Source organism: Microvirga vignae (assembly GCF_001017175.1).
Lineage (GTDB): Bacteria > Pseudomonadota > Alphaproteobacteria > Rhizobiales > Beijerinckiaceae > Microvirga > Microvirga vignae.
This window is the reverse complement of record NZ_LCYG01000004.1, coordinates 100,897-113,168: the sequence shown is the minus strand read 5'-3', so window position 1 is coordinate 113,168 and position 12,272 is coordinate 100,897. Positions and strand designations below refer to the sequence as shown.

General features: G+C 63.5%; 10 protein-coding genes. All 10 read right to left on the bottom strand.

Annotated features, from left to right (window positions below):
• Positions 1–34: 34 nt before the first annotated feature.
• Entirely contained in the window at positions 35–1,708 is a 1,674-nt protein-coding gene (locus AA309_RS01370; RefSeq protein WP_047187185.1) for a ribonuclease J, read from the bottom strand.
• A gap of 28 nt (positions 1,709–1,736) precedes the next feature.
• Positions 1,737–2,543, bottom strand: a complete 807-nt coding sequence (locus AA309_RS01365) for a biotin--[acetyl-CoA-carboxylase] ligase (RefSeq protein WP_047187184.1) — start codon at positions 2,541–2,543, stop codon at positions 1,737–1,739.
• Positions 2,543–3,982: an NADH-quinone oxidoreductase subunit NuoN gene (gene nuoN, locus AA309_RS01360; RefSeq protein WP_047187183.1), complete on the bottom strand. Its 1,440-nt coding sequence runs from the start codon at positions 3,980–3,982 to the stop codon at positions 2,543–2,545. The genes AA309_RS01365 and nuoN overlap by 1 nt, the downstream gene beginning before the upstream one ends.
• 7 nt (positions 3,983–3,989) lie before the next feature.
• Positions 3,990–5,501: an NADH-quinone oxidoreductase subunit M gene (locus AA309_RS01355; protein ID WP_047187182.1), complete on the bottom strand. Its 1,512-nt coding sequence runs from the start codon at positions 5,499–5,501 to the stop codon at positions 3,990–3,992.
• Positions 5,501–7,540 (bottom strand): NADH-quinone oxidoreductase subunit L, encoded by a 2,040-nt coding sequence (gene nuoL, locus AA309_RS01350; protein WP_047187181.1) that lies wholly within the window; start codon positions 7,538–7,540, stop codon positions 5,501–5,503. Before nuoL ends, AA309_RS01355 begins: the two co-directional genes overlap by 1 nt.
• A 24-nt stretch (positions 7,541–7,564) precedes the next feature.
• Positions 7,565–7,873 carry an NADH-quinone oxidoreductase subunit NuoK gene (gene nuoK / locus AA309_RS01345; RefSeq protein WP_047187180.1) on the bottom strand — a complete coding sequence of 103 codons (309 nt, stop codon included), beginning with the start codon at positions 7,871–7,873 and terminating at the stop codon, positions 7,565–7,567.
• Between the two features lie 11 nt (positions 7,874–7,884).
• Positions 7,885–8,499 (bottom strand): NADH-quinone oxidoreductase subunit J, encoded by a 615-nt coding sequence (locus AA309_RS01340; protein WP_047187179.1) that lies wholly within the window; start codon positions 8,497–8,499, stop codon positions 7,885–7,887.
• A 142-nt stretch (positions 8,500–8,641) separates the two neighbouring features.
• Positions 8,642–9,130, bottom strand: coding sequence for an NADH-quinone oxidoreductase subunit NuoI (gene nuoI, locus AA309_RS01335; protein ID WP_047187178.1), 489 nt, complete (start codon positions 9,128–9,130; stop codon positions 8,642–8,644).
• Positions 9,131–9,144: 14 nt separating this feature from the next.
• Positions 9,145–10,170: an NADH-quinone oxidoreductase subunit NuoH gene (nuoH, locus tag AA309_RS01330; RefSeq protein WP_047187177.1), complete on the bottom strand. Its 1,026-nt coding sequence runs from the start codon at positions 10,168–10,170 to the stop codon at positions 9,145–9,147.
• A 14-nt stretch (positions 10,171–10,184) separates the two neighbouring features.
• A complete protein-coding gene (gene nuoG / locus AA309_RS01325) occupies positions 10,185–12,263 on the bottom strand; it encodes an NADH-quinone oxidoreductase subunit NuoG (protein ID WP_047187176.1) in 2,079 nt (692 codons plus the stop codon).
• Positions 12,264–12,272 lie beyond the last annotated feature (9 nt).

Genomic DNA, 12,272 nt, shown 5'->3' with positions numbered 1-12,272 from the left:
TGCCCCCTTTCCTAAGGAATTAACCTTGGCCGCCTTATACTTCGATCACGAGGACATGACAGGCCGGCTTCTTGCCCCATTCCTGGTTCACGGCAGCGCGCACGGCCCGGTGGACAGCGTTCTCGACAGCATCCGGATCGCGGCGCTTGGCTTTCGAGAGCCCATCGAGCGTATTAGCCACCGTGTCGGCAATGATATCGGTCAGATCGCGGCCCTGTCGGTTCTTCTCAGGAAGCCCCATGGCATCCACCACAGGATCGCCCGCGATCTCGCCTCGGTCATCAATGGCAATCGCCACTGTCACGATACCCGCGAAGGCGAGCTTGCGGCGCTCCGGCAAGGCGCGCTCGCCGGACGGGATGACGATGTTGCCGTCCTTGTAGACGCGGCCCGCCGGAATATTGTCGACGATCTCCGCCTTCCCGGGAGCCAGGCGCACGAGAGTGCCGTTCTTCGCGCGCACCACTTCCGGCACGCCCTGCTGGCGCGCGAACTTGGCGTGCTCGGCCAGATGCAGCGGCTCGCCATGGGCGGGGATAGCGATGCGCGGCCTTGTCCATTCATACATCTGGACAAGCTCACCTCGGCGCGGATGGCCCGAGACATGAACCAGTTCCGTGCGGTCGGTGATAACCTCGATGCCCTGCTCGATCAGGCTGTTGATGATGGAGCCGACAGCCTTTTCGTTGCCGGGAATGGCGCGGGACGAGAAAATCACGCGGTCGCCCGCGGACAACGCAATGTCCGGGTGCTCGTCGAAGGCAATCCGCGCGAGCGCTGCGCGCGGCTCGCCCTGTGAGCCCGTGAGAACGGCCACCACCTTGTCGCGGGGCATGTAGCCGAAGTTTTCAGCCGAATGGAATTCCGGCAGATCGTCGAGATAGCCGCATTCACGCGCCACATCGACGACGCGATCCATGGCGCGGCCAACCACCACCACGTCACGCCCGCACTCGCGCGCCGCTTCCGCCACCGAGCGGATGCGGGCGACGTTGGAGGCGAAGGTCGTGATGGCGACGCGATGCGGCGCGTCCTTGATGAGAGCGGCGAGGTTCCTGGCCACATCGGCTTCGCTCGGGCTCGTGCCCTCGCGCACCACGTTGGTGGAATCACAGACGAGGGCGAGGACGCCCTCCTCACCTAGCTTGCGGAAGGTCTCTTCCGAGGTGAGACTGCCGAGATAGGGCGTCGGATCGAGCTTCCAGTCGCCGGTGTGCACGACGAGACCGTGTGGTGTGCGGATGGCGAGCGCATTCGATTCCGGAATCGAGTGGGCGACGGGCACGTACTCGATGTCGAAGGCGCCGAGCTTCAGGCGCTGGCCGGGCGCGATCTCGTTGAGTTCGATCTTCGGCGCATCGGGTTCAGACAGGCGACGGGTTTCCAGAAGGCCGATGGCGAACTTCGTGGCATAGACCGGCACGCGCAGGCGCGGCCACATCTCGACCAGCGCGCCGATGTGATCCTCATGCGCATGGGTGATGAAGATGCCCAGCAGGTTATGACGCTCTTCCTCGATGAAGCGAAGGTCGGGATAGACGAGGTCGATCCCTGGAAGCTGCTCCTCGCCGCCGAAGCCCATGCCGCAATCGACAAGGATCCACTGCCGGTCCGTCTCTGGTCCGAAGCCGTAGAGGGCGGCGTTCATGCCGATTTCGCCGAGCCCGCCGAGGGGCAGAAACACCAAATCGTCCTGGGAGGATGCCATACCTGATTGAGACCTTGTCATGCCAGCTCTAGGGCTTGGCTATATCATGCAGCAAATGAGGAAAATAAAGGTCGCCTGCATCGATGAGTTCCACGCCTGAGACTGATTTCAGCTGCAGGCGGCCGAACCGATCGAGTCCTTCGAAGATACCGCGCCTCTCGCCGGATGGAAGGCGAAGGGTCACCTCCTGCCCTAACCCTGCCGCCCGCTCCAGCCAGAGCCGCCGGATGGGCCCAAACGGGTCGGCGGCGTTCATGCGCGCCGCATTGCGCCAAGCAGAAAAGGTTTGGGCAAAGCTTGCGGACAGAGCCCGGAACACATGCTGACGTGTCAATCCGGGCCTCACGCTTTGCAAGGCTTTGGCCGGATACGGCGTGCCGGTTGGGGCAAAGGCCACGTTCACGCCCATGCCGATGATGATCGCAAGCGGCCCATTGCCCTGGAGCCTGTGGCCTTCGAGGAGCAGGCCGGACACCTTTGCTCTGTCGAGCAACAGATCGTTCGGCCACTTGAGAGAAAGACGCAGTGCGCCCACGCCCGTCACCGCCTCGATCGCCTCGTGCAAGGCGAGCCCGGCGACGAAGCCGAGCTGAGGCGCGTGCTGCGGCTCGCAGGGGTCGATCAGCAGAAGGCTGGTGTAGAGATTGCCCGGGGGCGACGACCATTGCCGGCCATGCCGCCCCCTGCCCGCGTGCTGCTCCCCCGCCACGATCCAAAGCTGCCCAGGATCGCCGGAGCGCGCAGCCCGGAGCGCGTCGTCGTTGGTCGATTCTGTCGCCTCGAGCGCGATCAGCCGATAACCGGCGGCCTCGGCTTCCGGCGACAGATTCACCATCAGAAGAGGGAGCGCGCAGCGGCGCCCGCAGCCGCAACAAGCGGAGCCGGAACGATGCCGAACAGCACCACGAAGATGCTGGAGAGGGCCAGCACCAGCTTCACTCCGGCAGGCATCGTGTCATAGGCCGCAGCGGGCTCATCGAAGTACATGACCTTCACAATGCGAAGGTAATAGTAAGCGCCGATCACGCTGGTCACGACGCCGATGATGGCAAGCGCCACGAGGTTGGCGTTGATGGCCGCGTTGAACACCGCGAACTTCGCGAAGAAGCCGGCGAGGGGCGGAATGCCCGCGAGCGAGAACATCATCATCGCGAGGCAGAAGGCCAGGACCGGATGCGTGCGGGCAAGGCCCGACAGATCCTCGATGTTCTCGAACATCACCTTGCCGCGGCGAAGGCCGAGGATGACGGCAAAGGCGCCGAGCGTCATGGCGAGATAGATCGCCATATAGACGACGACGCCCTGAATTCCCTCGACCGTTCCAGCGGCAAGGCCGATCAGCGCATAGCCCACGTTGCCGATGGACGAATAGGCCATCAGTCGCTTGAGGTTGCGCTGGCCGATGGCGGCGAACGAACCCAGCGCCATTGAGGCGATGGAGATGAAGACGATGATCTGCTGCCACTGGCCGACGATGTTCGGGAAGGCATCGATGAACACGCGGGTGGCCATGGCCATGCCGGCCATCTTGGGAGCGGCGGCGAAGAAGGCGGTCACCGGGGTCGGCGAGCCTTCGTACACGTCCGGCGTCCACATGTGGAACGGCACGGCAGAGATCTTGAACGCGATACCGGCAGCGACGAACACAATGCCGATGACTGCGCCAATGCCTACTTGACCCTGCAGCACGCCGGCAATCGCCGGGAACGACACGTTGCCGGTGAAGCCATAGACCAGCGACGCACCATAGAGCAGCATGCCCGAGGACAGCGAGCCCAGCACGAAATACTTCAGGCCCGCTTCCGTCGAACGCACGTTGTCGCGGTCGAAGGCTGCGATCACGTACGACGAGAGGCTGAGCAACTCGAGGCCGAGATAGAGGGCGATCAGGTCGTTCGCCGAGATCACCATCAGCATGCCGAGTGTCGAGAGCACGATCAGGATCGGGTACTCGAAGCGGCTGATGCCCTCGCGGCGCATGTAATCCATGGAGAGGATGACACCACCTGCCGAGGCGACAAGGGTAAGCGACTTCATGAATTTGGCGAAGCCGTCGATCACGAAGGAGCCGTTCATGGTCTCGACGCGCTCGCCGGGCAGCATCAGCACCGCCACGAAGGCGACAGCCAGAAGCGCGAGGGCGATGATGTTCATGCCCTCCCCGGAGCGCTCTCCGCGGATCGCACCGAAGAGAACCAGGACGAGAGCGCCCGCTGCCAGGATGATCTCCGGCAGCACGGGGCCGAAAGCGGGAATGGTGAGGACGGGGTTCATCATGACCTCAGTGTGCGGTGAGAGCCGCCGTTTTAACGGTGGAGAGCGCGGCTTGGACGCCCTTCAGGAGCTGATCCGTCGGCACCGCGAAGGCGTCGAGGATCGGGCCGGGCTGCACGCCATAATAGATGATCAGCAGGATGAGCGGCGCGAAGATGATCATCTCGCGACGGTTCAGATCCGTAATGGTCTGGAGCGCGGGCTTGTCCAGCTCTCCGTAGACGACGCGGCGGTAGAGCCAGAGCGCATAGGCCGCCGAGAGGATCACGCCCGTAGCGGCGAAGAACGCCACCCAGGTGTTGGAGCGGAACGCGCCCATGAGGGTCAGGAACTCGCCGATGAAGCCCGAAGTGCCCGGAAGCGCCACATTGGCCATGGTGAGGATCATGAACACCACCGCATACATGGGCATGCGGTTCACGAGGCCGCCATAGGCCTTGATCTCACGGGTGTGCATCCGGTCGTAAATCACGCCGACGCCAAGGAACAGCGCGCCGGAGACCAGGCCGTGGGAGATCATAGTGAACATGGCGCCCTGGATGCCCTGCTCGTTCATACTGAACAGACCCATGGTCACGAAGCCCATATGCGCCACCGACGAATAGGCGATGAGCTTCTTGATGTCCTCCTGCATCAGGGCGACCAGCGAGGTATAGACGATCGCGATGATCGAGAGGGCGAAGACCAGGGCTGAGAAATACACCGAGGCGTCGGGGAACATCGGCAGCGACACTCGGATGAAGCCGTAGCCGCCCATCTTCAGGAGCACGCCTGCCAGGATCACGGAACCGGCCGTCGGCGCTTCCACGTGCGCGTCAGGCAGCCAGGTATGGACCGGCCACATGGGCATCTTCACTGCGAAGGAGGCGAAGAAGGCCAGCCACAGCCAGATCTGCAGGTTGTACGGGAACTTGAACGCGAGCAGCGTCGGGATGTCCGTGGTGCCCGCCTGCCAGTACATGGCCATGATGGCGAGCAGCATCAGCACGGAGCCGAGCAGCGTATAGAGGAAGAACTTGAAGCTGGCGTAGATGCGCCGCTTGCCGCCCCAGATGCCGATGATGAGGAACATCGGAATGAGGCCCGCCTCGAAGAACAGGTAGAAGAGCACGAGATCGAGCGCGCAGAACACGCCGATCATAGTGGTCTCGAGGACGAGGAAAGCGACGTAGTATTCCTTCACCCGGTGCCCGATGGATTCCCACGAAGCGAGGATGCAGAACGGCATCAGGAACGTGGTGAGCAGGATGAGCGGCATGGAGAAGCCGTCGACGCCGAGCTTGTAGCGGATGGTTTCCGTCAGCCAGGCGTGGCTCTCGACCAGCTGGAAGCTGGCGGTCGCCGTGTCGAAGCGGCCCCAGGCCACGAGCGAGAGGACGAAGGTCGCGAGCGTGGTGGCAAGCGCCGCCCAGCGTGCGTTGGAGCGGGTCGCCTCGCTGTCGCCGCGCAGCGTCAGGATAAAGGCCGCACCGACCAGCGGGAGGATGAGAAGACCGGAGAGGATGCCGAAGCCGAGCATTAGTGGGCTCCCCTGAAGAGATAGAAGGTCACGAGAGCCGCAACGCCGATCAGCATTGCGAACGCGTAGTGATAGACGTAGCCGGACTGCAACCGCACTGCGCCGCGCGTCACGTCGAGCACCCGGGCCGAGATCCCGTCAGGCCCCAGCCCGTCGATGATCTTCTGATCGCCCGTGCGCCAGAAGAAGCGGCCGATGGCCATGGCGGGACGCACGAAGATCGCGTCGTAGAGTTCGTCGAAGTACCACTTGTTGAGCAGGAAGCGGTACAGGATCGGATGATCCGCCGCGAGACGCGCCGGCTGCTTGGCGTCGACGATGTACATGTAATACGCGAGCACGAAGCCGAGGATCATCATCACGGTCGGGAGCAACGGCACCCAGCCCGGCAGATGATGCATCTCCTCGAGGATGTGGTTGTTCGGGCCCGTGAAGAGCGCACCCTTCCAGAACTCCTGATGGCCCTCGCCTAGGAACGCATCGTGGAAGACGATACCGGCAACGACGGCACCGATAGCCAGCACGATGAGCGGCAGCACCATCACCAGCGGGCTCTCGTGGGGGGTGTGAGCCCCATGGCCGTGGTGGCCGTGCTCGTGATCCGCGTGGCCGGCGGGCTCCACGTCATGGCCGCGCTCGTCGTGCTCAACGCCCTCGTGGTCGCTCGGAGCATGATGATGCGAGGCACCCCAACGCGCATTGCCCTCAAAGGTCATGAAGAACAGGCGCCAGGAATAGAACGAGGTCATGAAGGCTGCGATCACCGTCGCCAGGAAGGCGAAGGAGCCGGCCGCGCTATGGGAGGCGTAAGCCGCTTCGATGATCGCGTCCTTGGAGTAGTAGCCTGCCGTGAACGGGAAGCCGGTGAGCGCGAGCGTACCGATCGCCATCATCGCCGTGGTGAGCGGGATGTAGCGGCGCAGGTTGCCCATGTTCCTCATGTCCTGCTCGTGGTGCATGGCATGGATCACCGAGCCCGCGCCCAAGAAGAGAAGCGCCTTGAAGAAGGCGTGTGTGAAGAGATGGAACATACCGGCGCTGTACGCGCCGACGCCGAGCGCCACGAACATGTAGCCGAGCTGCGAGCAGGTCGAATACGCGATCACGCGCTTGATGTCGTTCTGCACGAGACCCACAGTCGCGGCGAAAAAGGCCGTGATGCCGCCGATCACGGTCACGACCGTCAGGGCGGCAGGCGCATATTCGAAGACCGGTGACAGGCGCGCGACCATGAATACGCCGGCGGTCACCATGGTGGCAGCGTGGATGAGTGCGGAGACCGGCGTCGGGCCTTCCATCGCGTCCGGCAGCCAAGTGTGCAGCAGGAACTGCGCCGACTTACCCATGGCGCCCATGAAGAGCAGCAGGCAGGTGATCGTCAGAGCGTGCCACTCGATGCCGAGGAAGGTGAAGCGGGCATTGGCGAACTCGCCAACGCGCGGGAAGATAGCATCGAAAGTGACGCCGTTGAACAGTACGAAGATCGTGAAGATGCCGAGCAGGAACCCGAAGTCACCGACGCGGTTGACGATGAAGGCCTTCATGGCCGCCGCGTTGGCCGAGTCCTTCTTGTACCAGAAGCCGATGAGCAGATAGCTCGCCAGGCCCACGCCTTCCCAGCCGAAGAACATCTGGACCAGGTTGTCCGCCGTCACCAGCATGAGCATGGCGAAGGTGAAGAGCGACAGATAGGCAAAGAAGCGCGGACGGTGCGGATCCTCGTGCATGTAGCCGATGGAGTAGAGGTGCACGAGCGCCGATACAGTGTTGACCACCACAAGCATCATGGCGGTGAGCGTGTCGATCCGGAACGCCCAATCGACCTGAAGGTCACCGACGGACATCCACTGGGCCACCTGCACACGGATCATCGGCTCTTCGCCGAAGCCAACATGGATGAAGGCCACCCAGGAGAGAACCGCCGACACGAATAGCAGAGCCGTGGTGATGATCTCGCTCGGACGGGCGCCGATGACGCGTCCTAGGAGGCCTGCGATGAGGAAGCCGACGAGCGGCAGGAAAACGATTGCGTGGTACATTGTCGTCTACTTTGCCGTTAGGGCTTAGCCCTTCATCATGTTCACGTCTTCAACCGCGATGGAGCCGCGGTTGCGGAAGAAGACCACCAGAATGGCAAGGCCGATGGCCGCCTCCGCTGCGGCGACCGTGAGGATCAGCAGCGCGAAGACCTGGCCCACGATGTCGTTCAGATGGGTCGAGAAAGCCACCATGTTGATGTTCACCGAGAGCAGGATGAGTTCGATGGACATCAGGATGACGATGACGTTCTTCCGATTGATGAAGATGCCGAACACGCCGAGCGTGAAGAGCACAGCGGCGACGGTGAGATAGTGGCCCAGTCCGATAACCATCGCGTGTCTCCTTAGATGCCCTGGCGGAAGGGAACCTTCCGAACCTCGACGGCGGTTTCCTGTGTGCGGGCGTTCTGCTTCGAGATGTCCTGGCGGCGTACGCCGACGCGTTCGCGAAGCGTCAGCACGATAGCGCCGATCATGGCCACCAGCAGGATCAGGCCGGCGGCCTGGAAGAAGTAGAAGTAGCGGGTGTAGAGCACCTGACCGAGCGCCTCGGTGTTGGTCATCACGTCAGCGGCCGGAATTGGAACGGCCGGCGCGCGGACAAGGCCCGGGTCGATCACGTAAGCACTCACCACGAAGATCAACTCGATCAGGAGCACGATGCCGATCAGGGCGCCGAAGGGCAGATACTGCAGGAAGCCCTGGCGGAGCGCCGCGAAGTCCACGTCGAGCATCATGACGACGAAGAGGAAGAGCACCGCGACCGCGCCCACATAGACGATGACCAGGATCATCGCGAGGAATTCGGCTCCCATCATCAGGAACAGGCCCGCCGCATTGACGAAGGCCAGGATGAGGAAGAGCACCGACTGCACGGGATTGCGCGAGGCGATCACCATGAAACCGGATGCGATCGTAATCGTCGCGAACAGATAGAAGAAGGCGGCGGTAACCGTCATGCTCAAACACAAGCCGCCCCAAGAGCGGCCCCTTCCGACGTGGCCCCGGAGAATCCAGTGGCCTGTCTATAAATTCCGAACCCGACAGGAACAACCCGCCGGACATGCTTGCCCCCTGCCCTTTCCGGGCAGGAAGCGATTGTCAGCGGTAAGGCGCGGTCTTCGCGATGTTGCGCGCGATTTCCCGCTCCCAACGCTCGCCGTTCGCGAGCAGCTTGGCCTTGTCGTAGAGAAGCTCCTCGCGGGTCTCCACCGAGAACTCGAAGTTCGGGCCTTCCACGATGGCGTCCACCGGACAGGCTTCCTGGCACATGCCGCAATAGATGCACTTCACCATGTCGATGTCGTAGCGCGTCGTGCGGCGGGTGCCGTCGTTGCGGCGCGGACCTGCCTCAATGGTGATGGCCTGGGCCGGGCAGATCGCCTCACAGAGCTTGCAGGCGATGCAGCGCTCTTCCCCGTTGGGGTAGCGGCGAAGCGCGTGCTCACCACGGAAGCGCGGACCGCGGTGGCCCATCTCGAACGGGTAGTTGAGCGTTGCCTTCGGCTTGAAGAAGTACCTCGTGGTCAGGATGAAGCCGGCCACGAATTCCTTCAGCAGAAGGGCGTTGAAGAACTGAGCGATCTTCATGTCGCCGAACTCCTTTAGCGCATGCCCGGCGCGAGGCCGGTTGCCATCAGTACGCCCGCCACGATGACGACCATGGCGAGAGACAGCGGAAGGAAGACCTTCCAGCCCAGGCGCATGAGCTGATCGTAGCGATAGCGCGGCACCAGGGCCTTCACCATGGCGATGAGAATGAAGAGGAAGCTCGCCTTCAGCACGAACCAGATCACGCCGGGCACCCAGGTGAAGGGCGCGAACGGGATCGGGGAAAGCCAACCGCCGAGGAACAGGATCGTGCCGAACGCGCACATGGTCATGATGGCCACGTATTCGCCGAGCATGAACAGCAGGTACGGGGTGGAGGAGTATTCCACCATGTAGCCGGCCACAAGCTCCGACTCGGCTTCCGGCAGGTCGAAGGGCGGGCGGTTCGTCTCGGCCATGGCCGAGATGAAGAACACCACGAACATCGGGAACAGCGGCAGCCAGTACCAGCCGAGGATGCCGAGGCTGGTGTTCTGCGCCTCGACGATCTGCGAGAGGTTCAGGCTGCCGGCGCACATGAGCACCGTCACGATGACGAAGCCGATGGAGACCTCGTATGACACCATCTGCGCCGCCGAGCGCAACGCGCCGAGGAACGGATACTTCGAGTTGGAGGCCCAGCCGCCCATGATGACGCCGTAAACGCCGAGCGACGAGATCGCGAAGATGTAGAGGATGCCGACGTTAATGTCCGCGATCGCCCAGCCGGCGTTGAGCGGAATGACCGCCCAGGCCGCGAGCGAGAGCGTGCACATCACCAGCGGCGCCAGCAGGAACATGCCCTTGTTGGCCGAGGACGGGATCACCGGCTCCTTCAGCACGAACTTGAGCAGGTCGGCGAAGGACTGCAGCAGGCCCCAGGGGCCGACGACGTTCGGACCGCGCCGCAGCTGAACCGCGGCCCAGACCTTGCGGTCGGCATAGAGCGCATAGGCGATGAAGATGAGAAGCGCGACGAGCATGAGCAGGCTCTTGCCCAGCATGATCGCGACGGCGAGGAGGATATCTCCAAATTCCATGGTTCTCTCCTCTCTTACTCGGCCGCTTCGAGCTTCAGCTCACGGGCGAGCGCGGAGCACTCGGCCATGACGCCGGAGGCGCGGGCGATCGGATTCGTCAGGTAGAAATCCTTCACGGGGCTCACGAAAGCCTCGCGGCCGGCTGTGCCGCCGATGCCGACGAGCGCCTGGATAGCAGCAGCGCTGTCAGCAGGCTGCACGGTCTCGATAGCCGCAAAATGCGGGTAAGCCGCATAGAGCTTGGCGCGCAGCGCGTTGAGCGAGTCGAACGGCAGGCGGTGGCCCAGCACGTCGGACAGAGCGCGCAGGATCGCCCAATCCTCACGGGCCTCGCCGGGCGCGAAGGCCGCGCGGTTCGCCATCTGCACCCGGCCTTCCGTGTTCACGTACGTTCCGGACTTTTCCGTGTAGGTGGCCGCCGGCAGGATCACGTCGGCGCGGTGCGCGCCACGATCGCCGTGGGTGCCCTGATAGATGACGAAGGCGCCAGGGGCGATATCGATCTCGTCGGCGCCGAGGTTGAATAGCACCTCGACACCGCCCTGGGCCATCTGCTCGGCTGTCAGGCCGCCCTCGCCCGGCACGAGGCCAAGATCGAGCGCACCAACGCGCGAAGCTGCAGTGTGCAGAACAGAGAAGCCGTTCCAGCCGTCCTTCACTGCACCGACGTCGCGGGCAAGCTGGGCGACGGCGGAGAGAATCGCGAGACCGTCCGGACGCGAGAGTGCGCCCTGCCCCACGATGATCAGCGGACGCTCGGCGCTGCGGAGCTTCTCGATGAAGCTGTTCCGGCCCGCGGCCAACTCGGCGAGGGTGTCGGGACCTGCGCCGAGGTATTCGTAAGGATAGGTCAGGTCCGCGTTCTCACCGATGATAGCGATCGGCGGCGGAGCCACGCGCCAGCGCTTGCGGATACGCACGTTGACGAGCGAAGCCTCGATGCGTGGGTTGGAGCCCACGATCAGGATCGCGTCCGCATCTTCAATGCCAGCGATAGTGGTGTTGAAGAGATACGAGCCGCGGCCATAAGCCGGCGACAGCACCGTGCCGTCCTGACGGGCGTCGATGTTCGTGACGCCGAGGCTCTGCATGAGGAGCTTGAGCGCAAACATCTCTTCGACGGCTGCAAGATCGCCGATGATGGCGCCGATCTTCTTGACGTCCGTGTCCTTTACCTTGGCAGCAATGGTGGCGAAAGCCTCCTGCCAGGAAGCCGGACGCAGGCGGCCGCTTTCCCGAACGAACGGCCGGTCGAGGCGCTGCAGGCGCAGGCCGTCGACGATCTGGCGGGTCTTGTCGGAGATCCATTCCTCGTTCACCGCTTCGTTCACGCGCGGCAGGATGCGCATGACCTCGCGGCCACGGGAATCAACGCGGATCGAGGAGCCGACCGCATCCATCACGTCGACGGAATCGGTCTTGGTGAGCTCCCACGGACGGAAGTGGAAGGACTCAGGCTTATGGGTGAGTGCGCCAACCGGGCAGAGATCCGCGATGTTGGCCTGCAGCTCGGAGCCGAGCGCCTTTTCGAGATAGCTCGTGATCTCCATGTCCTCGCCGCGCCACAGAGCCCCCATGTCCGGCACGCCCGCCACCTCGGCGGTGAAGCGCACGCAGCGGGTGCAGTGAATGCAGCGGTTCATGGAGGTGCGAACGAGCGGGCCGAGATACTTGTCGGTGACCGCGCGCTTGTTCTCGTGGAAGCGGCTGGTGTCGACGCCGTAGGCCATCGCCTGGTCCTGCAGGTCGCACTGGCCACCCTGGTCGCAGATTGGGCAATCGAGCGGGTGGTTGATCAGGAGGAACTCCATCACACCCTCGCGCGCCTTCTTGACGGTCGGCGACTTGGTCGAAATTTCCGGCGGCTCCCCGTTCGGGCCCGGGCGGCAATCGCGCACGCCCCAGGCACAGGAGGCGACCGGCTTCGGCGCGCCCTTCACCTCAACGAGGCACATGCGGCAGTTGCCGGCGATCGAGAGCCGCTCGTGGAAGCAGAAGCGCGGAACTTCCGCACCCGCGGCCTCGGCGGCCTGGAGCAGCGTGTATTCGGCGGGGACGTCGACTTCGACGCCATCAACGATGATTTTAGCCATCTTAAGTTC

Excerpts from the sequence above, each read along its gene's own strand:
- nuoN (WP_047187183.1), bottom strand. The coding sequence starts at position 3,982 with ATGAACCCCGTCCTCACCATTCCCGCTTTCGGCCCCGTGCTGCCGGAG.
- nuoH (WP_047187177.1), bottom strand. The coding sequence starts at position 10,170 with ATGGAATTTGGAGATATCCTCCTCGCCGTCGCGATCATGCTGGGCAAG.
- nuoK (WP_047187180.1), bottom strand. The coding sequence starts at position 7,873 with ATGGTTATCGGACTGGGCCACTATCTCACCGTCGCCGCTGTGCTCTTC.
- AA309_RS01340 (WP_047187179.1), bottom strand. The coding sequence starts at position 8,499 with ATGACGGTTACCGCCGCCTTCTTCTATCTGTTCGCGACGATTACGATC.
- AA309_RS01370 (WP_047187185.1), bottom strand. The coding sequence starts at position 1,708 with ATGGCATCCTCCCAGGACGATTTGGTGTTTCTGCCCCTCGGCGGGCTC.
- nuoG (WP_047187176.1), bottom strand. The coding sequence starts at position 12,263 with ATGGCTAAAATCATCGTTGATGGCGTCGAAGTCGACGTCCCCGCCGAA.
- nuoL (WP_047187181.1), bottom strand. The coding sequence starts at position 7,540 with ATGTACCACGCAATCGTTTTCCTGCCGCTCGTCGGCTTCCTCATCGCA.
- AA309_RS01365 (WP_047187184.1), bottom strand. The coding sequence starts at position 2,543 with ATGGTGAATCTGTCGCCGGAAGCCGAGGCCGCCGGTTATCGGCTGATC.
- AA309_RS01355 (WP_047187182.1), bottom strand. The coding sequence starts at position 5,501 with ATGCTCGGCTTCGGCATCCTCTCCGGTCTTCTCATCCTCCCGCTGGTC.
- nuoI (WP_047187178.1), bottom strand. The coding sequence starts at position 9,130 with ATGAAGATCGCTCAGTTCTTCAACGCCCTTCTGCTGAAGGAATTCGTG.